Below are 25,967 nucleotides of genomic sequence, written 5' to 3'. Positions count from 1 at the left end.
TCCCCCAGCAGGCGCTGGCCTGGCGAGCGCCTTCGATGATTTGTTTCCTTGAGGACCTGAAATGACCCGTATCGGAACTCCACTGTCGCCGACCGCGACCCGCGTATTGCTGTGTGGCTGCGGCGAGCTGGGTAAAGAAGTCGTCATCGAATTGCAGCGTTTGGGTGTCGAAGTGATTGCCGTTGATCGCTACGCCCATGCCCCGGCCATGCAGGTGGCGCATCGCAGTCACGTGGTCAACATGCTCGATGGTGCAGCCTTGCGGGCCGTGATCGAAGCAGAGAGGCCGCACTTCATCGTGCCGGAAATCGAAGCCATCGCGACCGCCACGTTGGTCGAGCTGGAAGCGCAAGGCTTTACCGTCATCCCGACTGCCCGCGCCACGGCGTTGACCATGAACCGTGAAGGCATCCGGCGTCTGGCCGCTGAAGAACTGGACCTGCCGACCTCGCCTTATCACTTTGCAGACACATTTGAAGACTACAGCCGTGCCGTGCAAGACCTCGGCTTCCCGTGTGTGGTCAAGCCGGTCATGAGTTCGTCGGGCAAAGGCCAGAGCCTGCTACGCAGTGCGGATGATGTGCAAAAAGCCTGGGATTACGCGCAGGAAGGCGGCCGCGCGGGGAAAGGTCGGGTCATTATCGAAGGCTTTATCGACTTTGATTACGAAATCACCTTGCTCACCGTGCGCCACGTCGGCGGCACCACATTCTGTGCGCCAGTGGGGCATCGTCAGGAGAACGGCGATTATCAGGAGTCGTGGCAGCCACAGGCCATGAGCCCGATTGCGCTGGCTGAATCCGAGCGTGTGGCCAAAGCGGTGACAGAGGCGCTGGGCGGACGCGGCTTGTTCGGCGTCGAGCTGTTCATCAAGGGCGATCAGGTCTGGTTCAGCGAAGTGTCGCCGCGCCCGCATGACACAGGGCTGGTCACGCTGATTTCTCAGGACCTGTCGCAGTTTGCGCTGCACGCGCGCGCCATCCTCGGTCTGCCGATTCCACTGATTCGTCAGTTCGGGCCGTCAGCGTCGGCTGTGATTCTGGTGGAAGGGCAATCCACCCAGACGGCTTTTGCCAACCTGGGCGCCGCCCTGAGCGAGCCTGATACCGCGTTGCGCCTGTTCGGCAAGCCAGAAGTCAACGGTCAGCGCCGTATGGGCGTAGCCCTGGCCCGTGACGAATCGATCGAGGCCGCACGCGCCAAAGCCACACGTGCCGCCAAGGCCGTGGTCGTCGAGCTGTAAATCGTTGGGGTCGCTGCCGCACCGGGCGGCAGCGACCCCAAGCTCCCAAGCCGCTTCACGCGACCTTGTTCAGGTCAGCTTCCCTCGTTTCCTTCAGGCACAGCACGGCGATCAGGCTGAGCAGCGCCGCACCTGATACGTACCCGCCAACCCAGCTCAAACCACCCATGCTGACCAGCTTTTGCGCGAAGAACGGTGCGGCAGACGCGCCGACAATCCCGCCCAGGTTGTACGCGGCCGACGCGCCGGTATAGCGCACGCGGGTCGGGAACAGCTCGGGCAGCAGGGCGCCCATCGGCGCAAAGGTCACGCCCATCAAAAACAGTTCAATACACAAAAACAGCGCCACGCCCCACGTGGTGCCGTGGGTGAGCAATGGCTCCATCAAAAAACCTGACAGCAACGCCAGTACGCCACCGACGATGAGCACCGGTTTGCGTCCCCAGCGGTCGCTGGCCCAGGCCGCGAGCGGCGTGGCGGCCGCCATGAACAGCACGGCAAAGCACAGCAGGCCGAGGAAGGTTTCGCGGGTGTAGCCCAGGGTCGACACCCCGTAACTCAGGGAGAACACCGTCGAGATGTAAAACAGCGCGTAACACACCACCATCGACGCTGCGCCCAACAGCATCGGCGCCCAGTACTGGCTCAAAAGCTCGATGATTGGCATCTTCACCCGTTCGTGTTGCGCCACGGCTTTGGCGAATACGGGGGTTTCTTCAAGTTTGAGGCGCACATACAGCCCCACCATCACCAGCGCCGCGCTCAGCAGGAATGGAATTCGCCAGCCCCAGGCGCGGAACTGCTCATCGCTCAGGGTCATGGCCAGCGTCAAAAACAAACCATTGGCCGCCAGAAAGCCAATTGAGGGGCCCAACTGCGGGAACATGCCGAACCAGGCGCGTTTGCCTTTTGGCGCATTTTCAGTGGCCAGCAGGGCAGCGCCACCCCATTCCCCGCCCAGACCCAGGCCTTGGCCAAAACGTAGCACACACAACAGGATGGGCGCCCAGGCACCGATCGTGGCATAACCCGGCAGCACGCCAATCAGCGTGGTGCATACGCCCATCAGCAGCAGCGAGGCCACCAGTGTCGACTTGCGGCCGATGCGGTCACCGTAATGGCCAAACAGAAATGAACCCAGCGGGCGTGCGAGAAAGGCGATGCCGAAGGTCAGAAAAGCCGAGAGCATTTGTGCGGTGCCGGATGTCTGCGGAAAGAACACCGGCCCGATGACGAGCGCGGCGGCCGTCGCGTACACATAAAAGTCGTAAAACTCGATGGCGGTTCCGATAAAGCTGGCGGTGGCCACGCGGGCGGCTGAGTTGGCCGGTTTTTCGGATGAGGCTTCGCTGTAAGTGGTGCTGGAGGTCATGTGCATATCCCTGACAGTTATGTGCTCATGGCTGGCCTGCGCGGGGAGCGAGGCGAGGCTGAGCGATTGTTATGGTCGTTGGCCCCGAGGGATATCAGGGTGCAAGCGCCGTTCGGGATGGGAACGCACGCAGGTACTGCGAACAACAACCCGCCGGGGACGCGGCGCGCGGGTAGCACGCCTGTTGGCGGGGCTTGGGTAAGCGGGAGTGATTATAGGAAGCCCTGCCGGAATCGAACAAGGCCCGTCGCGGCCATCAGGCCGCGGGCTTGACGCTGTTGTGCCAGATCAGCACGCGGCTGACACGGTTATCTTCGGTGTCGAGGATTTCCAGTCGGTAGCGGCCAATTTTCAGGCATACCGTGGTTTCCGGGATGGTTTCCAGGGCCTCGGTGACCAGTCCGTTCAGGGTTTTGGGCCCGTCGCACGGCAGTTGCCAGCCCAGGCTTTTGTTCAATTCGCGAATCGATGCCGCGCCGTCCACCACGTAACGGCCATCGGGCAGCGGCTCGATGTGCGGGTTATCGACGTTTTGCTCGTTTTCGAATTCGCCCACGATCTCTTCGAGGATGTCCTCAAGAGTCACAATGCCGAGCACTTCGCCGTATTCATCCACCACGATGCCGATACGGCGCTGCTGTTTGTGAAAATTCAGCAGCTGCAAATGCAGCGGGGTGCTTTCAGGGATGAAGTAGGGTTCGTGGCAAACGGCCAGAATCGCCTCTTTGGTCAGGCTGGCGTCCGGCAGCATGTGCTGGATGTGGCGCGTGTTGAGGATCGCTTCAACCTGATTGATGTCGTTATGGAACACCGGCAGGCGCGTGCGTTTGGTCTGGCGTAACTGCTCGATCAGGTCTTCAATCGGGTCGTCGAGGTTAAGGCCTTCGACCTCGCTGCGCGGGATCAGGATGTCATTGACGGTGATGTTATCCAGCGCGTGGATGCCGGCCAGCAAGGGCGGGCGATTATTGGGTTCGTCGTCCTCGTGGGGCAGGGCGCTGTGAGGCGAGTGGGGTTCGGCACGCTGGACCACGGATCGCGACCTGCGCGACAGCAGTCCAATACACAAGCCCAGTCCTGCAAACACCAGGGCCAATAAGGCCAGCAGCGGCCCGGGGGGCAAGCTATCCATAATCATCGCCCGTCAAATATGCAGAATGTATTCACGAACCAGCTTGCTGCCAAAGTAGGCCAGCATCAGCAGGCAGAACCCGGCAAACGTCCAGCGGATGGCTTTGTGGCCGCGCCATCCGAGGTGATGGCGACCCCACAGCAGCACGCTGAACACGATCCAGGCCAGGCACGCCAACAGCGTTTTGTGTACCAGGTGTTGAGCAAACAGATTGCCCAGAAACAGCCAGCCCGAGATCAGCGACAGCGAGAGCAATGTCCAGCCCGCCCACAAGAAACCAAACAGCAGGCTTTCCATGGTCTGCAGCGGCGGGAAGTTTTTGATCAAGCCCTTGGGGTGCTTGTGTTTGAGCTGATGGTTTTGCAATGACAGCAGCAGCGCCTGAAACACCGCAATGGTGAACATGCCGTAAGCCAAAATCGACAGCAGGATATGGGCCAGGATGCCGGGCTGTTCATTAATGACTTGCACCGTGCCGGGCGGGGCAAATTCAGACAGCAGCACGGTCAGGGCGCCCAGCGGGTATAGAAGCAGCAGCAGGTTCTCGACCGGGATGCGGGCGCAGGCGACCAGCGTGACGGCAATCACGGCGACCGCAATCAGACTGGCGGCGCTGAAAAAGTCCAGCTCCAGCCCGGCGGGGGTCATCAAATGGGTAAAAAGGCTCGCGGCGTGGGTGATGACGGCAAGGATGCCGAGCGTCACCAACAGGCGTTTGTTTGCCTTTGCGCCGTGGCGCAAGCAATTGCCTTGATAGAAAGTCGCAGCGGCGTATAGACATGCGGCGGCGAGGCTGGGGAGCAAACTCGGTGACAAGGGGAGCATAAATCCTGTTAGGCAAGCCCGAAAGGGCTGAGTTTGGCATACAACCGCCTGAACACGAAAGCCACATAAGCTGACGGTAAGGTGTCCGCCGCGATCAGTCTTCGCTATAATCCGCGACCTGCCCACGCCGCAGGCTCGCCGAGCATCAGTTTTACACGGGCTGGGCCGCAATAACCCCGGTCTACTTTGGGCCTGAAAGGATCGCGCATGTTTGAAAATTTAACCGACCGTCTCTCGCAGACGCTGCGCCATGTCACCGGCAAGGCCAAGCTGACCGAGGACAATATCAAAGACACCCTGCGCGAAGTGCGCATGGCGTTGCTGGAAGCCGACGTGGCTTTGCCAGTGGTCAAAGACTTCGTCAACGCGGTCAAAGAGCGCGCTGTCGGCACTGAAGTGTCGCGCAGCCTGACGCCGGGCCAGGCGTTTGTGAAGATCGTCCAGGCTGAACTCGAAAGCCTGATGGGCGCGGCGAACGAGGATCTGATCCTCAACGTCACGCCGCCTGCCGTGATCCTGATGGCCGGTTTGCAGGGTGCGGGTAAAACCACCACCGCCGGCAAGCTGGCGCGCTTCCTCAAAGAGCGCAAAAAGAAAACCGTCATGGTCGTGTCCGCTGACGTGTATCGTCCGGCCGCGATCAAGCAGCTGGAAACCCTGGCCGGCGAAGTGGGCGTGACCTTCTTCCCGTCCGACATCAGCCAGAAGCCGGTGGCGATTGCGCAAGCGGCTATCAATGAGGCGCGGCTCAAGTTCATTGATGTCGTGATCGTCGATACCGCCGGTCGCCTGCACATCGACGCCGACATGATGGCCGAGATTCAGGAACTGCACGCGGCGGTCAAGCCGGCAGAAACCCTGTTCGTGGTGGACGCCATGACGGGCCAGGACGCCGCCAACACGGCCAAGGCCTTTGGTGATGCCCTGCCGCTGACCGGCGTGATCCTGACCAAGGTCGATGGTGACGCCCGTGGCGGTGCCGCGTTGTCCGTGCGCGCCATCACGGGTAAACCGATCAAGTTCCTCGGCATGGGCGAGAAGAGCGATGCGCTCGACCCGTTCCACCCCGACCGTATTGCGTCACGTATTTTGGGCATGGGCGATGTGCTCAGCCTTATCGAGCAGGCCGAACAGACCCTCGATAAAGAAAAAGCCGACAAGCTGGCTAAAAAGCTCAAGAAAGGTAAAGGCTTCGACCTCGAAGATTTTCGCGATCAACTGCAACAGATGAAAAACATGGGCGGCCTCGGCGGCCTCATGGACAAGCTGCCGAACATGGGTGGCGTGAATCTGGCGCAAATGGGCAATGCCCAGGGCGCAGCAGAAAAGCAATTCAAGCAAATGGAAGCCATCATCAACTCCATGACCCCGGCCGAGCGTCGTGACCCTGAGCTGATCAGCGGTTCGCGCAAACGTCGTATTGCCATGGGTTCCGGCACGCAAGTGCAGGACATCGGTCGCTTGATCAAGCAACACAAGCAGATGCAAAAGATGATGAAGAAATTCTCTTCCAAAGGCGGCATGGCCAAAATGATGCGCGGCATGGGCTCGATGATGCCCGGCGGCGGCATGCCGAAAATGTAATTTACCTGCGCAAGCGCTCGCGTTTGCGCAGCTCGCAGCCCTGCGAGACCTCCAGCAAACCCGCACTGTGCGGGAGCTGACTTGTCGCCATTCGTGGCGGCCTTATAGCAGATCTGGATGTAACGCCACGTAGGCGCCAGAAAAAGACATTTGCAAAAGTCCGGATATTCCTTAGAATATGCGGCCTTTCGGGCACCTATGCCCGCTGTGCATTTAGATTTGCAGCACCGACTACAGGAAAGATCTACACATGCTAACAATCCGTCTTGCCCTTGGCGGCTCCAAAAAGCGCCCGTTTTACCACTTGACCGTTACCGATAGCCGTAACCCACGTGACGGTTCCCACAAGGAACAAATTGGCTTCTTCAACCCGGTTGCCCGTGGTCAGGAAGTTCGTTTCTCCGTTAAAGAAGACCGCCTCGCTTACTGGTTGAGCGTTGGTGCACAAATGTCTGAGCGCGTTGCTCAGCTTGTGAAAGTCAATGCCAAGGCTGCGGCCTGAGCAATATGAGCGTGACGCCAGAAATTGCTGATGATTTGATCGTTATCGGCAAGATTTTTTCGATTCATGGCGTTCGCGGCGAAGTGAAGGTGTATTCCTTTACGGATCCAATTGACAACCTGCTGGATTACAAGACCGTAACGCTTCGGCGTGGTGGCGATGTACGGCAGGCAGAGCTGGTCAGTGGTCGTTCCCAGAACGGCAAGTTTCTGGTTGTGAAGCTCAAGGGTCTTGATGACCGTGATGAAGCAGGCCTTCTTCGCGAATTCGAAATCTGCGTGCCGCGTAACCTGTTTCCTGAACTGACCGACGGCGAGTACTACTGGTACCAGCTTGAAGGCCTCAAGGTCATCGATACGCACGGGCAACTGCTCGGAAAAATCGATCACCTGCTAGAGACTGGCTCTAACGATGTGATGTACGTCAAACCTTGCCCAGGTAGCCTGGATGACCGTGATCGCTTGTTGCCCTATACAGAGCAATGCGTGTTGAGCGTCGACCTGGCAGCCAGCGAGATGAAGGTGGATTGGGATGCGGACTTCTAAGCGTGGCTAATTTGCGCGTAGAAGTGATCAGTTTGTTTCCCGAAATGTTTTCCGCCATCAGCGACTACGGCATCACGAGTCGCGCGGTGAAACAAGGGCTCTTGCAGCTCACCTGTTGGAATCCGCGAGACTACACAACGGACCGGCATCACACTGTGGACGATCGCCCATTTGGCGGTGGTCCGGGCATGGTGATGAAGATCAAGCCTCTGGAAGATGCGCTGGTTCAGGCCAGAAATGCAGCCGGAGAGGCGGCGAAGGTAATTTACCTGTCGCCCCAAGGCCGCCAGCTGAATCAGTCGGCGGTACGCGAACTGGCGAATGAGGAAGCATTAATCCTCATTGCGGGTCGTTATGAAGGCATTGACGAGCGTTTTATTGACGCTCATGTCGATGAAGAGTGGTCGATTGGCGACTATGTATTGTCTGGCGGCGAGCTGCCGGCAATGGTTCTGATTGATGCGGTTACACGACTGCTGCCTGGAGCTTTAGGGCATGCGGACTCCGCCGAGGAAGATTCCTTTACGGATGGTCTGCTGGATTGCCCGCACTACACCCGACCGGAGGTGTATGCGGATCAGCGTGTTCCCGACGTATTGCTTAGTGGCAATCATGCACACATCCGGCGTTGGCGTTTGCAGCAGTCCCTTGGGCGGACCTACGAACGACGCGCCGATCTTCTGGAAAGCCGCTCGCTTTCTGGAGAAGAGAAGAAGCTGCTCGAGGAATACATCCTCGCGCGGGACGATAGTTAACAACGTATCGATGGTAGATCCGACGATCTACCTTAGGAGCACAGCATGACTAACAAAATCATCCTTGCACTCGAAGCAGAGCAGATGACTAAAGAGATCCCTCCTTTTGCCCCGGGCGACACCATCGTCGTTCAGGTGAAAGTGAAGGAAGGCGATCGTTCGCGTCTGCAAGCTTTCGAAGGTGTAGTGATTGCCAAGCGTAACCGTGGCGTGAACAGTGCTTTCACTGTTCGTAAAATCTCCAACGGTGTTGGCGTAGAGCGTACTTTCCAGACCTACAGCCCGCAAATCGACAGCATGGCTGTGAAGCGTCGCGGTGACGTTCGTAAAGCCAAGCTGTACTACCTGCGTGACCTGTCCGGTAAAGCAGCTCGCATCAAGGAAAAACTGGCTTAAGTCCAGCTTCCCGATGCAGAAAAAAGCAGCCTTCGGGCTGCTTTTTTGTTGCCTGAGATTTATCAGACCTTTGTCCAGTTGTAGGTAGTAAAAAGCATGACACCGCGTGAGCAAGAGATTCAACGCCGTACAGAACTGTCTGTTACCCGCATCACCAAAGCCGTATTCCCTTCGACCACCAATCACCACAACACCCTGTTTGGCGGCACCGCATTGGCCTGGATGGACGAAGTGTCGTTCATCGCCGCGACCCGTTTTTGTCGCCTGCCGCTGGTGACCGTGTCCACCGACCCCATCAACTTCAATCACCCGATAGCGGCGGGCTCAATCGTTGAGCTGGTCGGACGCGTGGTGAAAGTCGGCAACACCAGCCTCAAGGTTGAAGTGCAGGTCTACGTTGAAAGCATGAGCAGCGACGGACGTGAACTCGCGATCCAGGGCTTGTTCAGCTTCGTGGCCATCGACGACGACAAGCGGCCTGTTCCCGTATTGCCAGGGTTTGCCCAGTAACGGCGAGTGCCCCCTCTAAGCGGGCCTGATCAATGCCAGTAACGTCCAGCCTGGCCCGGGGCTCACGTCGCTTTGCGGCGTGATCACGTGTACCCAGCCTGACGTGTCCTTGGCAAACAGCAGGTTCGCTCGCTCCCCGTGGAGCGCCTGATAGTCTTGCCACGTGAACTCATACGTCAGGTGCGTGCTGTACAACTGCGCGCCCTGATTGAACTCGCCCACCAACTGGCTGTAGGTCAGCGCCGGATCGCCCAGTGCGCGGCCGCGATGCTCATGGCTGGCCCGGTGTTTATCCGTGCGGCGGCTCTCCTGGCTGTTGGCCAGCGCAAACAGGCGATGCGGCCCGAACTCATGACGAAAACGCATGGCGGCCAGCGCATTGAGTTCGCCTGAGGGGGACAGCCCCAGCAGATGCCCTAAACCGACCAGATCCAGGTGTGATTCGGCATGCTCCGATGCCGGGTTGCCGAAGTAGGTCGGCAGGTTTTCCATGCGGGCCGCGCGAATGTTTTCCCAGCTCGAATCCGTTAGCAGCACCCGGCTGCCCAACTGCTGCAAGGCTGTGCCGATCAGGCGGGCCGGGCCGTTGGCACCGACAATCAAAAAGCCGCTGGGAGGCGGCTCTGCCACCTTGAGCAAGCGCGCGAGCGGGCGTGCCGTAGCGCTTTGCACCACGACAGTGCCGATGATCACGGCGAAGGTCAGAGGCACCAATAACAGCGCACCCTGGTGACCGGCTTCGTCCAGGCGAATGGCAAAAATGGCCGAAACCGCAGCGGCCACAATGCCACGCGGTGCAATCCAGGCGAGGAGGGTGCGCTCGCGCCAGTTGAGTTTTGAGCCAAATGTCGAGAGCAGTACATTCAAGGGGCGTGCAATAAATTGAATGATCAGCAGCAAAACCAGCACCGCCGGACCCAGCCCGATCATGGCGTCCAGATCAAGGCGCGCGGCGAGCAGAATGAACAGGCCGGAGATCAGGAAAACGCTGAGGTTTTCCTTGAAGTGCAGAATATTGCGCACATCCACGCCTTTCATGTTGGCCATCCACATGCCCATCAGCGTGACAGCCAGCAGGCCGGACTCGTGCATGACCTGATTGGAGGCAATGAACACGGCCAGCACTGTCGCCAACGTGCCAAGGCTTTGCAGGTATTCGGGCAGCCATTGCTTGCGCAGCACATGCCCCGAGACCCAGCCGCCCACGATCCCGAACAGGCTGCCGCACACAATCACACCGCCAAAGGTCAGCAAGCTGTGGCTCAAACCATCGCCCGAAGCACGGGCAATGATGAAGCTGTAGACGACCACGGCGAGCAGGGCGCCAATCGGGTCAATGACGATCCCTTCCCAGCGCAGAATGTTCGCAATCGACGCCTTGGGCCGCACCACGCGCAGCATCGGCACAATGACCGTCGGCCCGGTGACCAGCGTCAAGGTGCCGAACAGCAATGCCAGGAGCCAGTCAAAACCCAGTAGCCAATGCGTGGCCACGGTAATGACGGCCCAGGTCGACAGAGCACCCAGGGTGACGAGACGGCGCACAACCGTGCCAATTTCTCGCCATTCGGACAGGTGCAGCGTCAGGCTCCCCTCAAACAGGATCAAGGCCACCGCCAACGACACCAGCGGCATCAGCAGCGGGCCAAACAGTGTTTGCGGGTTTAGCCAGCCGAGCACCGGGCCGAGCACGATGCCCGCCAGCAATAAGAACAGGATGGCCGGCAGTTTCAGGCGCCAGGCCAGCCATTGGCAGCCCAGCGCAGCGATTCCGATGCCCCCAAACGCCAGCAGGATCTGTTGTTCATTCATATGGAGCCCCTTGGGGGTGTGTGATGAGTGCTTTCTATTTATGCGGCGAGCCGGCTATGAAAGACTAGCGGCCACTTTCACTGTTCACTTTTTATTTACGCGCGGCTCAGTGCCTGCGCGTTTCGAGCGCCAATGCCAGCTATCGATGACCCGCTTATTGACCGTTTTCTGGATGCCCTGTGGCTGGAAAAAGGCCTGTCCGACAACACCCGTGATGCCTATCGCAGTGATTTGGCGCTGTTCAATGGCTGGTTACGCGAGCGCGGGATCGAGCTGCCCCATGCGGGCCGAGAGCTGATCCTCGACCATTTGGCCTGGCGTCTCGATCAGCATTACAAGCCGCGATCTACGGCGCGCTTCCTGTCGGGTGCGCGTGGGTTCTATCGTTACTTGCTGCGTGAAAAATTGATTGCCGTTGACCCGACCTTGCAAGTCGACATGCCACAGTTGGGGCGGCCGTTGCCCAAGTCCTTGTCAGAAGCGGACGTTGAGGCGTTATTGGCTGCCCCTGATTTGAGCGACGCCATCGGCCAGCGCGATCGCGCCATGCTGGAAGTGTTGTATGCATGCGGGTTGCGGGTGACCGAGCTGATCAGCCTGACGCTGGAGCAAGTCAACTTGCGTCAGGGTGTGCTGCGGGTCATGGGCAAGGGCAGCAAGGAACGCCTGGTGCCGATGGGGGAGGAGGCGATTGTCTGGGTTGAGCGCTACCTGCGCGACGCCCGGCATGCGCTATTGAACGGGCGTCCCAGTGACGTACTGTTCCCCAGCCAGCGCGGGGAGCAAATGACCCGCCAGACTTTTTGGCACCGCATCAAGCATCAGGCCACAGTGGCCGGTATCGACAAGTCGCTGTCGCCGCATACGCTGCGCCACGCTTTCGCCACGCACCTGCTCAACCACGGGGCGGACTTGCGAGTGGTGCAAATGCTGCTGGGGCACAGCGACCTTTCGACGACCCAGATCTACACCCATGTGGCGCGTGCGCGTTTGCAAGACCTGCACGCCCGGCACCATCCCCGCGGCTGAGGTGCTTTGTCAGCTGTTGCATCCGCCACAGTCGGCCTTGCGGGCCAACTGTGGTAGGCTTTGCCGGTTCAGAAAACGAGCCACTAAAACCCTTTTTGCCTTGTGGTAGTGAGGTTTGGCCGTTTTGTCCGCCTTCAGGAGTTCTCATGCGCGTGACCCAACTTTTCGCCGCCGCAGCCATTGCGTTGGTCAGTACCTTTTCGTTTGCCGATACCGGCGCCGAGCAAGCCATTCGTAAAAGCCTCGAAACACTGCAACTGGATGTGCCGGTCGAAAGCATCAGTGCCAGCCCGATGGCAGGCCTGTATGAAGTCAAACTCAAAGGCAGCCGAGTGCTGTATGCCAGTGCCGACGGTCAGTTCATCGTGCAGGGCTATATGTTCCAGCTCAAGGACGGCAAGCCGGTCAACCTGACCGAAAAGGCCGAGCGCGTCAGCGTTGCCAAGCTGATCAACGGGATTCCTGCCGCAGAGACCGTGGTGTACCCGGCCGTTGGCGAAACCAAGTCGCACATCACCGTGTTTACCGACACCACCTGCCCGTACTGCCACAAGCTGCACGAAGAAGTGCCTGAGCTGAACAAAATGGGCATTGAAGTGCGCTATGTAGCGTTCCCGCGTCAGGGCTTGGGCTCGGCCGGTGATCAACAGCTGCAAGCGGTCTGGTGTTCCAAGGACAAGAAAAGCGCCATGGACAAAATGACCAATGGCAAAACGGTCGACGCGCCCAAGTGCGCCAACCCTGTGTCCAAGCAGTTCGCATTGGGCCAATCCATTGGTGTGAACGGCACGCCGGCCATCGTCCTGGCCGACGGTCAAGTGATTCCGGGCTATCAGCCAGCAGCACAGGTTGGCAAGCTGGCACTCAGTGTTAAATAATCCTGCCTCGTCACAGTAAGCCTTTGACGAGCATGCTCGGGCCGTTCAACGGTCCGGGCATTAATAGAGAACCGTGGCAGACCACGGTTGTTTTCCACGGCCGACCTTGCGTCGGCCGTTTTATGGGGAGTTCAGCGTGAATCCGGTCAAAGTAGGCATCTGTGGACTAGGGACCGTCGGTGGCGGCACCTTCAACGTACTTAAGCGTAACGCCGAGGAGATTGCCCGCCGTGCCGGGCGTGGTATCCAGGTTGCGCAAATTGCAATGCGTACGCCAAACCCGCAGTGCGACATTACCGGTACCCCCATTACCAACGATGTATTCGCTGTTGCAACCAATCCTGAGATCGACATCGTGATCGAGTTGATCGGCGGTTACACCATCGCCCGGGAACTGGTGCTCAAAGCCATCGAAAACGGCAAGCATGTGGTCACGGCCAACAAGGCGCTGATTGCCGTTCATGGCAACGAAATCTTCGCCAAAGCTCAGGAAAAGGGCGTGATCGTTGCGTTCGAAGCGGCGGTCGCGGGCGGTATTCCGGTCATCAAGGCAATCCGTGAAGGCCTGTCCGCCAACCGCATCAACTGGGTGGCGGGCATCATCAACGGCACGGGCAACTTCATCCTCACCGAGATGCGCGAGAAAGGCCGGACCTTCGAAGACGTTCTGGCGCAAGCGCAAGCGTTGGGGTACGCCGAAGCCGATCCGACCTTCGACGTTGAAGGCATTGACGCCGCCCACAAACTGACCATTCTGGCGTCTATCGCGTTCGGTATTCCGCTGCAATTCGACAAAGCCTACACCGAGGGCATCACCAGGCTGACCACCGCTGACGTGAACTACGCCGAAGCGTTGGGCTACCGCATCAAGCACCTGGGCGTCGCCCGCAGCACGGCCAGCGGCATTGAGCTGCGGGTTCACCCGACCCTGATCCCTGCCGACCGCCTGATCGCCAACGTCAACGGCGTGATGAACGCCGTGATGGTCAATGGCGACGCCGCCGGTTCGACCTTGTTCTACGGGGCTGGCGCCGGCATGGAACCCACCGCTTCCTCGGTCGTGGCGGATCTGGTCGACGTGGTCCGCGCCATGACCTCCGACCCCGAGAACCGCGTGCCGCACCTGGCCTTCCAGCCGGACTTGCTGTCTGATCATCCGATCCTGCCGATCGAAGCATGCGAAAGCGCTTACTACTTGCGCATTCAGGCCAAGGACCATCCGGGCGTGCTGGCGCAAGTGGCCAGCATCCTGTCCGAGCGCGGTATCAACATTGAATCGATCATGCAGAAAGAAGTCGAAGAGCATGATGGCCTGGTGCCAATGATTCTGTTGACCCATCGCGTGCTTGAGCAGCACATGAACGACGCCATCACCGCGCTGGAAGCGTTGCAAGGCGTTGTCGGTTCAGTGGTCCGCATCCGCGTGGAACATCTAAATTAATGACCAGCGGCACGCTGTAGGCGCCTGCCCCCCGTTAACGTGCCATCTGGCGTTGACGTGGGCCATCACGCCACGGCTTGCCGCTCACCTCGAAGGTTCGCCCTAATGCGCTATATCAGTACCCGCGGCCAGGCACCGGCCCTGAATTTTGAAGATGTCCTGTTGGCCGGTCTGGCCAGTGATGGCGGCCTGTATGTGCCGGAAAACCTGCCACGCTTTACCCAGGAAGAAATCGCCTCGTGGGCCGGCCTGCCGTACCACGAGCTGGCATTTCGCGTGATGCGTCCGTTCGTGACGGGCAGCATCCCGGATGCCGACTTCAAAAAGATTCTCGAAGAAACCTACGGCGTGTTCTCCCACGCGGCGGTCGCGCCGCTGCGTCAGCTCAATGGCAATGAATGGGTGTTGGAGTTGTTCCACGGCCCGACCCTGGCCTTCAAGGATTTCGCCCTGCAACTGCTGGGTCGCTTGCTCGACTACGTGCTTGAAAAGCGCGGCGAGCGGGTGGTCATTGTCGGTGCTACCTCGGGAGACACCGGCTCGGCGGCGATTGAAGGCTGCAAGCACTGCGAGAACGTGGATATTTTCATCCTGCACCCCAATAACCGGGTGTCTGAAGTGCAGCGTCGCCAGATGACCACGCTGTTCGGTGACAACATCCACAACCTGGCCATCGAAGGCAACTTCGACGACTGCCAGGAAATGGTCAAGGCCAGCTTCGCGGACCAGGGCTTCCTCAAGGGCACGCGCCTGGTTGCCGTCAACTCGATCAACTGGGCGCGAATCATGGCCCAGATCGTCTACTACTTCCACGCAGCCTTGCAGTTGGGCGGGCCGCACCGTTCCGTGTCGTTCTCGGTGCCCACCGGCAACTTCGGCGACATCTTCGCCGGTTACCTGGCCCGTAACATGGGCCTGCCAATCAATCAATTGATTGTCGCCACCAACCGCAACGACATCCTGCACCGCTTCATGAGCGGCAATCAGTACGCCAAAGAAACCCTGCACGCGACCCTGTCGCCGTCGATGGACATCATGGTGTCCTCGAATTTCGAACGCTTGCTGTTCGACCTGCACGGGCGTAACGGGGCGCTGGTTGCCGAGCTGATGGACACGTTCAAGCAAACCGGCCACTTCAGCGTTGAAGACGATCGCTGGACCGAAGCCCGCCGCCTGTTTGACTCGTTGGCTGTCGACGACACCCAGACCTGTGAAACCATTGCCCAGGTGTTCGCAGAGACAGGCGAAGTGCTGGATCCGCACACAGCCATCGGCGTCAAGGCTGCACGTGAATGCCGTCGTAGCCTGGACACCCCCATGGTGATTCTGGGCACCGCTCACCCGGTCAAGTTCCCCGAGGCCGTTGAGAAGGCAGGCGTAGGAAAGGCATTGCAACTGCCTGCGCATCTGTCTGATTTGTTTGCACGAGAAGAGCGTTACACCGTTCTGGCAAATGACCTGAAAGCGGTTCAAGCCTTTGTGGGCCAGCATGGCAACCGAGGCAAAGCCTTGTAACAGGTCTTGTCCTACAGACATTGAAGCCCGTCGCCTGACGGGCTTTTTTGTTTCTGCGTGGCAAACTTGCGCCGTTCTCGCCCTCCAAGGCTGGCGAGTTGACGGTCAAGGAAGCTGCAATGTCACGTACTTTTCAGGCATTTGGATCATGGATAAACGCCGTGCTGATTCTCGGGGTGCTGGGCTTTATGCCGCCTGCCGATGCCGCACACGGCTTACCCTTCAAATTGCCTCCCAGCTTTGCCAGTTTTAAACCCCTGCGTCTGGACAGCGAAGAAAAACGTTGGCTGCAGGAGCGCGGCAAGCTACGCGTGGGCATTACCCTCGACGGTTACGAGCCCATCGATATCACCAACGATCGAAACCGTTATCAAGGCATCAGTGCCGATTACCTGAGCATCATCCGTGACACGTTAGGGGTCCAGGTCGAGGTGCTTGGCTTTCGCAAGCGCGATCACGCCGTTGCCGAACTGCTGGCTGGCAAGATTGATGTATTGACCAGCGCCAGCGGGTTTGAGCGCGGGATCGAGGGCATCGAGTTCTCGCAGGATTACCTGGAGGATCAGCCAGTGATTGTCGGACGTGATTTTGAGTCAGAGTCCATCGTTGACTGGTCGGGTAAAAAGATCGGCTTCCTGGACGGTTACATCGATATACAAGCCGCCCATGCGTTCTACCCTGACAGCGAAATCATCATCACCCCCACGATGCACAGCGCCATGGAAGCCCTGATAGAAGGGGACATCGACGCCTTCATCGGCAACGAGGTCATTGTTCAGGCGTTCAATAGCATTCGTCCTTATTCAAGGTTGCGCATCATTGATGACAGCGCCATACCGGTATCGGGCTTCGCCTTTGCGACCCGTCTGGCAGACCGCCAGTTGACGGCCCTGATCGATCAGGTACTCAACAGTGTGGATCAGACGCTCTCAGGACTCATTTTTTCTCGCTGGACCCAGGGGCTTGAAGGCAGCATTGCCAGGCAGCACATCGATTTGCTCCCCGCCGAGCGTGAATGGATCAAGGCTAACCCCGTGGTCACGGTAGTGAGCCAGCAATATCCGCTTTATACCTTTCGCAACGCCATGGGCGAGTGGGAAGGCTTGAGCATTGACATCCTTGCGCGTATTTCACGCATGACCGGCCTGCAATTCGTCCATGAAGAGTCGTTTTCGACCGCCCAGACGTTGGGCTTGCTCAAGAGCGGTCGAGGGCAAATGAACGCCACGCTGTCTATCAGTCCGGAGCGAAAGGAGTTTCTGAACTTCACGTACTCCTACGGCGGTGCGCCCTGGGTTTTCATCGTTCGTACCCATGACTCGCGGCTCGGATCACTGGAGCAGTTGTCCGGCAAGGTCTTGGCACTTCCCGCCAGGCACGCCCTTGAAGCCATGATCCGGCGCGACCATCCGGAGATCGAAGTGCATACGGTTGCGAGTTTCGATCAGGCCAGAAGCCTGGTGGAAAAAGGCGAGGCCGACGCGACGATCCAAAGCGAGACACAGGCGTACCTGTATCCGCCGGGTCGCCTCAAGGTGGGCCGCACCGTCGAAGGCCGCTGGTCAGCCGATACGTTTTCAGTGCATGCAAAGCACCCCGAACTCTTGAGCATCCTGAACAAGGCGCTGGAAGCCATGACCATGACCGAAATCCGCACCTTGAGAAGCAAGTGGTTGGGCGGGGTAAGGAAGGCCCCGCTCGTTGAGAGCACCTTTTATCACTCGCCCTGGCTGTATGCGCCAATGGCAGCTTTGCTGGTGGCTGGCCTGTTGTTGTTTCTGTGCAATCGGCGCCTGCATAACCAGGTTGTGCTCGGGCACGCGCGCGAAGCTCAACTACAGGAGGCTATCGCGTTTCAGCGCCGTTACCTGGACGGTATTCCCAGCCCCATTTTTGTCGTCGGTGTCAAAGGTGAAATGGTCACCTGCAACCGCAGTTATGAAGAGCGTTTATCCATCAAGCTGGAGCGCATCCAGGGTTTAAACAGCCTTGAAGCGAATCTCTACCCCCCATCCCTGGCCGAACAGTTACATCGAGAGTTGCTGGGCGTTATCCGCAGCCGAAAGCCCTTTTACATAAAACGTGTCATGGAATTCAACGCCTGCAGCTCGGAGGTGTATCAGTGGACTGTCCCTTTTTATTCATCGACCGGGCAGTTGGAGGGGTTGGTAGGAGGGTGGTTTGACGGGTCGGAAGGGAGAAAGTGGGATGTCCCTTGATTAACCCTCTGTTTTTTAAAGTGGCTGGCTTTGGTAGGAGTGTTCTTACGGTAATTCAAGATTTGTCTTATGTTCTGTTCAGTTTGAGCCTTCTACAGTGCGCTCCATTCGAGTAATCGTCCCGCTGCTGTAAAGGTTCATGATGCAAAACCTGAAAGTACTGATCCTTGAAGACAACCCTTTCCAGTTGATGACCCTGCATCAAATGTTGAATGCATGCCGCATTTTCGATGTGCTGACTGCTTCAAGCCTGGAGGCGGCACGCCACTCACTTGCGGTACGCGGTGCTATCGATATCGCCATTTGCGACCTTTACCTGGACACCACCTCGGGGCTTGACCTGATCACTGAGCTGGCCCAGCAGCGCAATGCCTCGGCGTTGATCATCCAGACCTGCGCCGCCCCCCATGTCGTTGAAAAGGCCGCCAGCAGGGCGCGCCGTGAAGGCCTCAAGGTGTTGGGCTCTCTGACCAAGCCCGTCAGTGTGGGTCGCTTGAACCAGCTGTTGCAGGCCTACCAGATGCCGTGTTTCAACACGTTGGCCCGCTGAAGAAAATTGATTACTGCGCTGAGGGAACCTTTTTTCCTACAGGCTTGTCAGATTTTTCATCGACGGGATCAAGCGTTTTGCTCCGATGCCTGACGCCCGTCGAGCGGATCACCTGATCCTGTTAAACCCCGAGTTGACTCCCCACTGCTCGGGGTTTTTTTTTGAGCGCATTTTCTCAGCGTGGGCGCTTTGGCGGGCTTGCTTGTCCATTCACGTAGTCGTCAGGGTGGCCGGGCTCTTGCCACTGAGCTTCAGCCTCACGCAAAGCGTCCGGCCCCAACGTGGCCAATGCCCGGTTAATCCGGCTTAACGCTTCGTGGCCTGCAGGGGTGTCGGAGCACCCGATATAAATCGGCTGATACGTGGGCGCGCCCAAAATCCGGTAGAACATCAGTGTTTCAAACGGCAAGCCTTGCTGCCGGGCCTTGGACTGAATCTCGGGCCAATACCCCAAAACACCTTCCAGCCGGCCGGCATGCTGCATTTGCAACAGGCTGCCCAAGGCATCATTGCCATGGTGAACAAACAACTGGCGGTCCTCGCTATGCGCCAGTTGCTCATCGATCCACATGCCATAACTGCGCTTGGCCACCACCCCCAGTCGGACGCCTTGGGCATTGAGCAGGCGCTTAAGGTCCACCGACTGATCCGTGACATAAGGCGCGATCTTCGGCTCATCGCTCTGGCGGATCACCAGCCCGTTGCTGTGTAAGCCCATGACCGGCGCCGAGTAGGCAATCGATCGTGCGCGTGAGGGATTCCACACCAGCGTTGGGTCGCACGTGAGCGTCGCGTCTTGCAGCATTTGCGTGGCGCGGGCCCTATTGACCTTGACCACCACATGCTCGTATTCGGGCAGGCTGGCGATCAGTAAGGGCATGAGCTGATCAATCACCCCCTGACCTTTTTGCGGGCCCTCAAAGACGGTCAGCGGCGGTAAATCGCGCATCAGCCATGTGAGTTTTTCGGCCCCGGAACTCATGCACGCCCAGCCCAGCATCGCCCAAGGAATGAGTTGAGCCCAACGGCTTGGCCGCCATGAGCGAATCGTCATGGTGCGGTGTTCCTTCTACAGCGTTTGAAAAGGGGCCGAGCCCCTCTGCTAAATGGCACCGTTGTGTTTCAGTGCCGCAATGGCCGAGGCGTCGTAGCCCAACGCGCCCAGCACTTCATCGTTATGGGCGCCCAGCTCGGGGCCCACCCACTCGGCCGACCCGGGGGTCTCGGAGAGCTTGGGCACAATACCTGGCATTTTGAAGTCGTTGCCGTCGGGCAATTTGGCACTCAGGAACATCTCCCGCGCCAGAAACTGCGGGTCGCTGAACATGTCTTGCGCCGAGAAAATACGACTGGCCGGCACCTGGGCCGTATTCAGTTGCTCAAGCACCGTGTCCAGCGGCAGCGAGGCCACCCAGCGATCAATCACGCCATACAGCTCATCGCGTCGCGTGTCACGCCCGTCATTGCTGGCTAGCTGCGGGTCGTTTGCCAAGTCGTCACGGCCAATCAACTGCATGAACCGTTTGAAAATCGCATCGCCGTTGGCGCCAATCTGGACGTGCTTGCCGTCCAGGCTGGTATGGATCGAAGAGGGGGTGATGCCCGGCATGATATTGCCCGTGCGTTCGCGAATAAAACCGAACACATCGAACTCCGGGACCATGCTTTCCATCATCGCGAAAATGGCTTCATACAACGCCACATCCACCACTTGGCCCTGACCGCCATTCACCTCGCGGTGCCTCAAGGCCATCAATGCACCGATCACGCCCCACAGCGCGGCAATCGAGTCGCCAATGGAAATGCCGGTGCGCACGGGCGGGCGGTCTTCGAAACCGGTGATGTAACGCAGCCCGCCCATCGATTCACCCACGGCCCCGAAGCCCGGCTGATCCTTCATCGGCCCGGTCTGGCCAAAGCCCGACAGGCGGACCATGACCAGCTTGGGGTTCAAGGCATGCAACACGTCCCAGCCCAGCCCGAGCTTTTCGAGCACACCGGGGCGAAAGTTCTCGATCAGGATGTCCGCGTCGGCCAGCAACGCCTTGAGCACCTGAAGGCCATCAGGGTGCTTGAGGTTCAGCGTCAGGGATTTCTTGTTGCGCGCCTGCACGAACCACCACAGCGACGTGCCCTCATACAGCTTGCGCCATTTGCGCAGCGGATCGCCCCCGTCCGGGGATTCAACCTTGATCACCTGAGCCCCGAATTCGGCGCAAATACGCGAAGCGAACGGCCCCGCGATCAGCGTTCCGAGTTCGACGACCTTAAGGCCCGAAAGGGGTTTGGCAGCGAGGGGCATGAGTAATCCTTGTCCGGGAGCGTGCGAGTACAGCCTTTTAACATAGGAGCGGGCGCGCAAGAAGCCGCAGAGTTCGTTGATCCTTGGCGTATCGGGTAGACTTGCCGCCTTTCTCCGTATCAAGAAGCCCGTTCATGGCCCAGCCGTCCACGACTTACAAGTTTGAACTCAACCTCACCGACCTTGATCGCGGTGTGTATGAGAGCGTAAAACAGACCATCGCCCGTCACCCTTCGGAAACCGAAGAGCGCATGACCGTGCGTTTGCTGGCGTATGCCTTCTGGTACAACGAGCAACTGTCCTTTGGACGCGGCCTGTCTGATGTAGACGAACCGGCGCTGTGGGAAAAAAGCCTGGATGACCGTGTTTTGCACTGGATCGAAGTCGGCCAGCCGGACGCCGAGCGCCTGACCTGGTGTTCGCGCCGCACCGAACGCACCAGCTTGCTGGCCTACGGCAGCCTGCGCGTCTGGGAAGGCAAAGTGATTCCGGCGATCAAAAACCTGAAAAACGTCAACGTGGCGGCCGTGCCGCAAGAGGTCCTCGAAACCTTGGCCAAAGACATGCCACGGGTGATCAAGTGGGACGTGATGATCAGCGAAGGCACGATCTTCGTGACCGACGACCGCGGCCAGCACGAAGTGCAATTGCAGTGGTTGACCGGCGAACGCGGTTAATCCTCGGCCTGCTTCAATCTTTCCACCTTCAGACTCAGAGACACATCCCCCGCTTATGCGCATCGAACCTCGTCCATTGCCTGAAATCCTGCCTTTTCTGGGCGAAATGCCGACGTTGCTGACACGGTTGTACGCCGCCCGTGGCGTGCAATCACAGGCTGAACTGGACAAGCGCCTGGCGCGGTTGATCCCGTACCAGCAGCTCAAAGGTATCGAGGCCGCGGTGGATTTGCTGGTGCAGGCGCTGGACCAGCGTCAGCGCATCCTGATCGTCGGTGACTTCGACGCCGATGGCGCGACGGCCAGCACCGTCGGCATGCTGGGCCTGCGGTTACTGGGGGCGGCGCATGTCGATTACCTGGTGCCCAACCGTTTTGAGTACGGCTACGGCCTGACCCCGGAAATCGTCGAAGTCGCCCTGACCCGCGAGCCGCAGTTGCTCATCACGGTCGACAACGGCATCTCCAGCGTCGAAGGGGTCGCCGCGGCGAAAAAGGCCGGGCTCAAGGTGTTGGTCACCGACCACCACTTGCCGGGCACAGAACTGCCCGCCGCCGATGCCATCGTCAACCCCAACCAGCCGGGCTGCGCGTTTCCCAGCAAGGCCTTGGCCGGGGTGGGGGTGATTTTCTATGTGCTGATCGCGCTGCGTGCGCGTTTGAACAGCCTGGGCCGATACGAACACAGCCAGGCGCCCAACATCGCTGAACTGCTGGATCTGGTGGCCTTGGGCAGTGTGGCGGACGTGGTGCCGCTGGACGCCAACAACCGGATTCTGGTGCATCAGGGCCTGGAACGGATTCGCGCCGGTCGCGCCCGGCCGGGGCTCAAGGCCATTCTGGAAGTGGCCAAGCGCGATCATACGCGCATCACCTCGACCGACCTTGGCTTCATCCTCGGCCCGCGGCTCAATGCGGCGGGGCGTCTGGACGACATGAGTCTGGGCATCGAATGCCTGCTCACCGACGACGCCAACGCCGCGCGCGCCATGGCCGCCCAACTGGACGAGATGAACCAGGACCGCAAATCCATCGAGCAAGGCATGCAGCGCGAAGCACTGGCCCAGCTCAAGGAACTCCCGGTCGACTCGATGCCGTTCGGGTTGTGCCTGTTCGACCCGGACTGGCACCAAGGGGTCATCGGGATTTTGGCCTCGCGCCTCAAAGAGCGTTATTTCCGGCCCACCTTTGCGTTTGCCGATGCGGGCGACGGCCTGCTCAAAGGGTCGGGGCGCTCCGTGCCGGGCTTTCACATCCGCGACGCACTGAGCGTGGTCGCAGCGCAACACCCCGACCTGATCGCCAAATACGGCGGCCACGCCATGGCCGCCGGGCTGACCTTGCCGGTGGCGAACTTTGAGCAGTTCAGCCAGGCGTTCGATGCTGAAGTGCGGCGTCAACTGCGTGAAGAAGACCTCACCGGGCGCCTGCTGTCCGATGGCAGCCTGACTGTCGAAGAGTTCCACCTTGAGCTGGCGCGTGCCTTGCGCAACGCCGGCCCCTGGGGGCAACACTTCCCCGAGCCGCTGTTTCACGGGGTATTTGAGCTGGTGGAACAACGGATCGTCGGTGAACGGCACCTCAAAGTGGTGCTCAAAACCGAATGCGGCAGCGTCAAACTCGACGGCATTGCGTTCGGCATCGACCGCGACGTGTGGCCCAATCCGACCATCCGCTGGGTTGAACTGGCCTACAAGCTCGACCTCAACGAGTTCCGGGGCAACGAAACCGTGCAACTGATGATCGCCCACATCGAACCGCGCTGACCCGCCAGCGGATTTGAACCCCACCTCTTTCAGTGTTGTCGACTAATCTCTGGTAAGCGCTTGGTCGGCACACCGACGTCAAGCCGTCTGGCGTTTGCCCACTGACATGAGAGGTGACCCATGAGCCTGCTGCTCGAACCCTATACCCTGCGCCAACTGACCTTCTTGAACCGCATCGCGGTCTCGCCCATGTGCCAGTACTCCAGTGTCGACGGGTTGGCCAACGACTGGCATTTGGTCCACTTGGGCAGTCGTGCCGTGGGCGGCGCCGGTCTGATCTTCACCGAAGCCACCGCCGTCACCGCTGACGGTCGCATCACCGCTCAAGACCTTGGGCTGTGGAACGACCAACAGATCGAACCGCTGCAACGCATCACCCGTTTCATACGCGCCCAGGGCGCCGTCGCCGGTATTCAACTGGCCCACGCCGGGCGTAAGGCCAGTACCTGGCGTCCGTGGTTGGGCAAACAAGGCAGCGTCAGAGTAGAAGAGGGCGGCTGGGTGCCGGTCGGGCCATCGCCCATTGCCTTCGACCCGCGCCACACCGTGCCCACGCAACTGGACGAACGCCAGATCCAGGACGTCATCCAGGCCTTTGCCGACGCCGCCAAACGCGCGCTCGAAGCCGGGTTTTCGGTGGTTGAAGTGCATGCGGCACACGGCTACCTGCTGCATCAATTCCTCTCGCCATTGAGCAACCAGCGCCGCGACCAATACGGCGGTTCGTTCGAAAACCGCATTCGGCTGGTGCTGCAAGTGACCGAAGCGGTGCGCGAAGTCTGGCCGCAAGAACTGCCCCTGTTCGTGCGGGTATCGGCCACCGACTGGGTAGAAGACGGCTGGAACCCCGACGAAACCGTCGAATTGGCGCGCCGCCTCAAAGCGTTGGGCGTCGACCTGATCGACGTGTCCTCGGGAGGCACCTCGGCCAATGCTGAAATCCCCGTCGGGCCGGGGTATCAGACGCGTTTTGCAGAAAGCATCCGCAAGGCATCGGGCATCGCCACCGGCACGGTCGGCATGATTACTGAACCGGCCCAGGCCGAGCACATCCTGCGCACCGGCCAGGCCGACCTGATCCTGCTGGCCCGCGAACTGCTGCGCGACCCTTACTGGCCCCTGCATGCCGATGACGACCTGGGCGGCAAACAGGCGACCTGGCCTGCGCAATACCAGCGCGCCACGCATCGCGATCAACCCATCCACGAATCCGACCTGCGCGAATGACCCCGCCCCGGCGTATTCCGCGTGTTTGCGGCGTGCGCCGGGCCACCTTCATGTTCAATTAAGGTGGGTTTGGCAAGCTCGGTGCAACATCTGGAAGCAAACGAACTGACTGCGTTGCGTGGCCGCGAACTACTCTGTCGGCCTGCTGACTTCCCCCAACCCTGTTGCTAGAGGCTGTGTATGAATACGCGTGGATTGCTCGATCAGTTACTCAAGTCTGGCCAAGAGTTGTTGCAAAACAAAACCGGTGCTGCAAAACCCGGCGCGGGTGCTGACAAAGGCGCACTTGGCGGCTTACTCAGTGGTTCGGGCGGGTTAGGCAGCCTGCTCTCGGGCGCAGGGGGCGGGGCACTGGCCGCTGGCGCCATGGGCCTGCTGCTGGGCAACAAAAGCGCACGCAAAATTGGCGGCAAAGCCATCACCTACGGCGGTTTGGCGGCGCTGGGCGTTCTGGCCTACAAAGCTTACGGCAACTGGCAGGCCAGCCAGGGCACCGCGCCGCAAACCGAACCGCAAACCATCGACCGCATTCCGCCTGTGCAAGTGGAACAGCACAGCCAGGCCATCCTCAAGGCGCTGGTCGCAGCGGCCAAAGCCGATGGCCACATCGACGACCGTGAGCGGCAATTGATCGAAGGCGAGTTCCACAAAATCAGTGGCGACTCGGGTGTGCAGGACTGGTTAAAAGCCGAGCTGAACAAACCGCTGGACCCGGCCGAAGTGGCACGAGCGGCAAGCACCCCGGAAATGGCGGCCGAAATGTACATCGCCAGCGTGATGCTGGTGGATGAAGAACACTTTATGGAACGTGCCTACCTGGACGAACTGGCCAAACAGCTCAAGCTGGAGCCGGGGCTCAAGGCCGAACTTGAGCGTCAGGTTCACCAGGCGGCCTAGCCGCCGTGTGCTGCACGGGCGTGACGTCGCACTACGATTTGTACGCACGCAATTGCGGGAGGTTTCGTACAGGTTTGCTGATTGATGAGGCTGTTCGGTCACGCCTATAGTTTGCGCTCGCCCCTCGGGGCGACCGGGTTGGGCGACCTGGACAGGATTTTGGAAGCGTAATGGTTGTTGTATCTGGCGAAGCGTGTATTTGGCATCGCCATCCTTTATGGCTGCTGTGCGCGGGAGATCTTCGGGTCTGCCGGGTTTTCCTAGATTCTGCCGGTTCGCCAACCCGCGTACAGCAGCCACCTTTGATTTCGTTTGGCGACGGGAAGTGGGTGGCCTAATCGCAAGATCCAGGAGTTGTCTCAATGATTAAGTCCCCGTATATCCCGCTAACCGCTAACCGCTAACCGCTAACCGCTAACCGCTAACCGCTAACCGCTATCGACTGCACCATCCCCGCCTTGCTGATTGACCGAAACGCCCCGCTTGATGTGTTGCATGCCAATGCCACGGCCCGTGTGCTGGCGGTTACCCAATTGATGGAAACCTTTTCCAGCCGCGAGGTGCAGGAGGCAGATGCCGTTGACCTCAAGCATCTGGCAGCCACCGCAGCCGTTTTGCTGCGTGACGGATGTGATCTGCTCAATGTGTTGAGGAGGCGATTGCAGCCGAGTTGAGTCTTTGCAGACGGTTTTTTTTTAAACGCCATCTCCCCAGCCGTTTTGCGGCTACCACTCAAAACCTGAACACACCCCAAAGGCCCTTTGCTGCTGCCACTCAAATGTGAGAACGCC

23 protein-coding genes and 1 pseudogene are annotated in these 25,967 nt (G+C 59.4%); 18 read left to right on the top strand and 6 right to left on the bottom strand.

Features of this window, described 5'->3' with window-relative positions:
- Positions 1-61: 61 nt before the first annotated feature.
- On the top strand, positions 62-1,243 hold the full coding sequence (gene purT, locus V6F78_RS14500; protein WP_094990355.1) for a formate-dependent phosphoribosylglycinamide formyltransferase: 1,182 nt from the start codon (positions 62-64) through the stop codon (positions 1,241-1,243).
- Between the two features lie 55 nt (positions 1,244-1,298).
- On the opposite strand, the gene V6F78_RS14495 is transcribed toward purT, so the two are convergent.
- The 3 genes and pseudogenes from V6F78_RS14495 to V6F78_RS14485 all read right to left on the bottom strand — a co-directional run bounded on the left by V6F78_RS14495 (position 1,299) and on the right by V6F78_RS14485 (position 4,572).
- Complete coding sequence (locus V6F78_RS14495; RefSeq protein WP_047295241.1) at positions 1,299-2,615, bottom strand: MFS transporter; 1,317 nt, start codon at positions 2,613-2,615, stop codon at positions 1,299-1,301.
- A gap of 256 nt (positions 2,616-2,871) precedes the next feature.
- Positions 2,872-3,726 (bottom strand): annotated as a pseudogene (locus V6F78_RS14490) (transporter associated domain-containing protein); the annotation flags it as partial.
- Positions 3,727-3,759: 33 nt separating this feature from the next.
- A complete protein-coding gene (locus V6F78_RS14485; protein ID WP_047277368.1) occupies positions 3,760-4,572 on the bottom strand; it encodes a cytochrome C assembly family protein in 813 nt (270 codons plus the stop codon).
- A 207-nt stretch (positions 4,573-4,779) separates the two neighbouring features.
- Between V6F78_RS14485 and ffh the strand changes: the two genes are divergently transcribed.
- The 6 genes from ffh (at position 4,780) to V6F78_RS14455 (ending at position 8,864) form a co-directional block, all read left to right on the top strand.
- A complete protein-coding gene (gene ffh / locus V6F78_RS14480) occupies positions 4,780-6,156 on the top strand; it encodes a signal recognition particle protein (protein ID WP_047277366.1) in 1,377 nt (458 codons plus the stop codon).
- A gap of 250 nt (positions 6,157-6,406) precedes the next feature.
- Positions 6,407-6,658: a 30S ribosomal protein S16 gene (rpsP, locus tag V6F78_RS14475; protein ID WP_047277364.1), complete on the top strand. Its 252-nt coding sequence runs from the start codon at positions 6,407-6,409 to the stop codon at positions 6,656-6,658.
- 5 nt (positions 6,659-6,663) lie between these two features.
- Positions 6,664-7,203 carry a ribosome maturation factor RimM gene (gene rimM / locus V6F78_RS14470; protein ID WP_047295191.1) on the top strand — a complete coding sequence of 180 codons (540 nt, stop codon included), beginning with the start codon at positions 6,664-6,666 and terminating at the stop codon, positions 7,201-7,203.
- A gap of 2 nt (positions 7,204-7,205) precedes the next feature.
- On the top strand, positions 7,206-7,958 hold the full coding sequence (gene trmD, locus V6F78_RS14465; protein WP_047277360.1) for a tRNA (guanosine(37)-N1)-methyltransferase TrmD: 753 nt from the start codon (positions 7,206-7,208) through the stop codon (positions 7,956-7,958).
- A 45-nt stretch (positions 7,959-8,003) separates the two neighbouring features.
- Positions 8,004-8,354, top strand: a complete 351-nt coding sequence (gene rplS / locus V6F78_RS14460) for a 50S ribosomal protein L19 (RefSeq protein ID WP_003440273.1) — start codon at positions 8,004-8,006, stop codon at positions 8,352-8,354.
- A 96-nt stretch (positions 8,355-8,450) separates the two neighbouring features.
- Positions 8,451-8,864: an acyl-CoA thioesterase gene (locus V6F78_RS14455; protein ID WP_047277358.1), complete on the top strand. Its 414-nt coding sequence runs from the start codon at positions 8,451-8,453 to the stop codon at positions 8,862-8,864.
- A 15-nt stretch (positions 8,865-8,879) separates the two neighbouring features.
- Here the strand turns inward: V6F78_RS14455 and V6F78_RS14450 are convergent, their stop codons facing one another.
- Positions 8,880-10,676, bottom strand: a complete 1,797-nt coding sequence (locus tag V6F78_RS14450) for a cation:proton antiporter (protein WP_203305597.1) — start codon at positions 10,674-10,676, stop codon at positions 8,880-8,882.
- Positions 10,677-10,808: 132 nt separating this feature from the next.
- On the opposite strand from V6F78_RS14450, the gene xerD reads away from it, so the two are divergent.
- The 6 genes from xerD to V6F78_RS14420 all read left to right on the top strand — a co-directional run bounded on the left by xerD (position 10,809) and on the right by V6F78_RS14420 (position 18,308).
- Entirely contained in the window at positions 10,809-11,705 is an 897-nt protein-coding gene (xerD, locus tag V6F78_RS14445) for a site-specific tyrosine recombinase XerD (RefSeq protein ID WP_047295187.1), read from the top strand.
- Between the two features lie 146 nt (positions 11,706-11,851).
- Positions 11,852-12,583, top strand: a complete 732-nt coding sequence (locus V6F78_RS14440; protein WP_047277353.1) for a DsbC family protein — start codon at positions 11,852-11,854, stop codon at positions 12,581-12,583.
- Between the two features lie 136 nt (positions 12,584-12,719).
- Positions 12,720-14,024: a homoserine dehydrogenase gene (locus V6F78_RS14435; protein WP_047295185.1), complete on the top strand. Its 1,305-nt coding sequence runs from the start codon at positions 12,720-12,722 to the stop codon at positions 14,022-14,024.
- A gap of 105 nt (positions 14,025-14,129) precedes the next feature.
- Positions 14,130-15,539, top strand: coding sequence for a threonine synthase (gene thrC, locus V6F78_RS14430; RefSeq protein WP_047281165.1), 1,410 nt, complete (start codon positions 14,130-14,132; stop codon positions 15,537-15,539).
- A 119-nt stretch (positions 15,540-15,658) separates the two neighbouring features.
- Positions 15,659-17,758 carry a transporter substrate-binding domain-containing protein gene (locus tag V6F78_RS14425; protein WP_332727613.1) on the top strand — a complete coding sequence of 700 codons (2,100 nt, stop codon included), beginning with the start codon at positions 15,659-15,661 and terminating at the stop codon, positions 17,756-17,758.
- Between the two features lie 142 nt (positions 17,759-17,900).
- Positions 17,901-18,308, top strand: a complete 408-nt coding sequence (locus V6F78_RS14420; RefSeq protein ID WP_080963822.1) for a response regulator — start codon at positions 17,901-17,903, stop codon at positions 18,306-18,308.
- 175 nt (positions 18,309-18,483) lie between these two features.
- Here the strand turns inward: V6F78_RS14420 and V6F78_RS14415 are convergent, their stop codons facing one another.
- Both V6F78_RS14415 and V6F78_RS14410 read right to left on the bottom strand, forming a co-directional pair.
- On the bottom strand, positions 18,484-19,362 hold the full coding sequence (locus tag V6F78_RS14415) for a TIGR02285 family protein (protein ID WP_314398431.1): 879 nt from the start codon (positions 19,360-19,362) through the stop codon (positions 18,484-18,486).
- A 48-nt stretch (positions 19,363-19,410) separates the two neighbouring features.
- On the bottom strand, positions 19,411-20,610 hold the full coding sequence (locus V6F78_RS14410) for a CaiB/BaiF CoA transferase family protein (protein ID WP_047278326.1): 1,200 nt from the start codon (positions 20,608-20,610) through the stop codon (positions 19,411-19,413).
- A 134-nt stretch (positions 20,611-20,744) separates the two neighbouring features.
- Between V6F78_RS14410 and V6F78_RS14405 the strand changes: the two genes are divergently transcribed.
- From V6F78_RS14405 to V6F78_RS14385, 5 genes are all read left to right on the top strand, one after another.
- The gene (locus V6F78_RS14405) at positions 20,745-21,287 is read left to right on the top strand and encodes a YaeQ family protein (RefSeq protein WP_047277342.1); all 543 of its coding nucleotides are present in this window, start codon (positions 20,745-20,747) and stop codon (positions 21,285-21,287) included.
- A gap of 55 nt (positions 21,288-21,342) precedes the next feature.
- Complete coding sequence (recJ, locus tag V6F78_RS14400) at positions 21,343-23,052, top strand: single-stranded-DNA-specific exonuclease RecJ (RefSeq protein ID WP_047295181.1); 1,710 nt, start codon at positions 21,343-21,345, stop codon at positions 23,050-23,052.
- Positions 23,053-23,172: 120 nt separating this feature from the next.
- Positions 23,173-24,279 (top strand): NADH:flavin oxidoreductase/NADH oxidase, encoded by a 1,107-nt coding sequence (locus V6F78_RS14395; protein ID WP_047277339.1) that lies wholly within the window; start codon positions 23,173-23,175, stop codon positions 24,277-24,279.
- Positions 24,280-24,459: 180 nt separating this feature from the next.
- Positions 24,460-25,176: a tellurite resistance TerB family protein gene (locus tag V6F78_RS14390; protein WP_070412528.1), complete on the top strand. Its 717-nt coding sequence runs from the start codon at positions 24,460-24,462 to the stop codon at positions 25,174-25,176.
- A 458-nt stretch (positions 25,177-25,634) separates the two neighbouring features.
- The gene (locus V6F78_RS14385) at positions 25,635-25,850 is read left to right on the top strand and encodes a short-chain dehydrogenase (protein WP_332727608.1); all 216 of its coding nucleotides are present in this window, start codon (positions 25,635-25,637) and stop codon (positions 25,848-25,850) included.
- Positions 25,851-25,967 lie beyond the last annotated feature (117 nt).

Source organism: Pseudomonas sp. ESBL9 (assembly GCF_036668715.1).
Classification (GTDB): Bacteria; Pseudomonadota; Gammaproteobacteria; order Pseudomonadales; family Pseudomonadaceae; genus Aquipseudomonas; species Aquipseudomonas lundensis.
The sequence above is the reverse complement of the archived record's forward strand: the minus strand, read 5'-3'. Positions and strand labels throughout refer to the sequence as shown.

Excerpts from the sequence above, each read along its gene's own strand:
- purT (WP_094990355.1), top strand. The coding sequence starts at position 62 with ATGACCCGTATCGGAACTCCACTGTCGCCGACCGCGACCCGCGTATTG.
- xerD (WP_047295187.1), top strand. The coding sequence starts at position 10,809 with ATGCCAGCTATCGATGACCCGCTTATTGACCGTTTTCTGGATGCCCTG.
- V6F78_RS14455 (WP_047277358.1), top strand. The coding sequence starts at position 8,451 with ATGACACCGCGTGAGCAAGAGATTCAACGCCGTACAGAACTGTCTGTT.
- V6F78_RS14420 (WP_080963822.1), top strand. The coding sequence starts at position 17,901 with ATGCAAAACCTGAAAGTACTGATCCTTGAAGACAACCCTTTCCAGTTG.
- V6F78_RS14425 (WP_332727613.1), top strand. The coding sequence starts at position 15,659 with ATGTCACGTACTTTTCAGGCATTTGGATCATGGATAAACGCCGTGCTG.
- V6F78_RS14450 (WP_203305597.1), bottom strand. The coding sequence starts at position 10,676 with ATGAATGAACAACAGATCCTGCTGGCGTTTGGGGGCATCGGAATCGCT.
- rimM (WP_047295191.1), top strand. The coding sequence starts at position 6,664 with ATGAGCGTGACGCCAGAAATTGCTGATGATTTGATCGTTATCGGCAAG.
- V6F78_RS14495 (WP_047295241.1), bottom strand. The coding sequence starts at position 2,615 with ATGACCTCCAGCACCACTTACAGCGAAGCCTCATCCGAAAAACCGGCC.
- thrC (WP_047281165.1), top strand. The coding sequence starts at position 14,130 with ATGCGCTATATCAGTACCCGCGGCCAGGCACCGGCCCTGAATTTTGAA.
- V6F78_RS14415 (WP_314398431.1), bottom strand. The coding sequence starts at position 19,362 with ATGACGATTCGCTCATGGCGGCCAAGCCGTTGGGCTCAACTCATTCCT.
- V6F78_RS14390 (WP_070412528.1), top strand. The coding sequence starts at position 24,460 with ATGAATACGCGTGGATTGCTCGATCAGTTACTCAAGTCTGGCCAAGAG.
- V6F78_RS14405 (WP_047277342.1), top strand. The coding sequence starts at position 20,745 with ATGGCCCAGCCGTCCACGACTTACAAGTTTGAACTCAACCTCACCGAC.
- V6F78_RS14485 (WP_047277368.1), bottom strand. The coding sequence starts at position 4,572 with ATGCTCCCCTTGTCACCGAGTTTGCTCCCCAGCCTCGCCGCCGCATGT.
- V6F78_RS14410 (WP_047278326.1), bottom strand. The coding sequence starts at position 20,610 with ATGCCCCTCGCTGCCAAACCCCTTTCGGGCCTTAAGGTCGTCGAACTC.
- ffh (WP_047277366.1), top strand. The coding sequence starts at position 4,780 with ATGTTTGAAAATTTAACCGACCGTCTCTCGCAGACGCTGCGCCATGTC.
- V6F78_RS14395 (WP_047277339.1), top strand. The coding sequence starts at position 23,173 with ATGAGCCTGCTGCTCGAACCCTATACCCTGCGCCAACTGACCTTCTTG.
- V6F78_RS14440 (WP_047277353.1), top strand. The coding sequence starts at position 11,852 with ATGCGCGTGACCCAACTTTTCGCCGCCGCAGCCATTGCGTTGGTCAGT.
- rplS (WP_003440273.1), top strand. The coding sequence starts at position 8,004 with ATGACTAACAAAATCATCCTTGCACTCGAAGCAGAGCAGATGACTAAA.
- recJ (WP_047295181.1), top strand. The coding sequence starts at position 21,343 with ATGCGCATCGAACCTCGTCCATTGCCTGAAATCCTGCCTTTTCTGGGC.
- rpsP (WP_047277364.1), top strand. The coding sequence starts at position 6,407 with ATGCTAACAATCCGTCTTGCCCTTGGCGGCTCCAAAAAGCGCCCGTTT.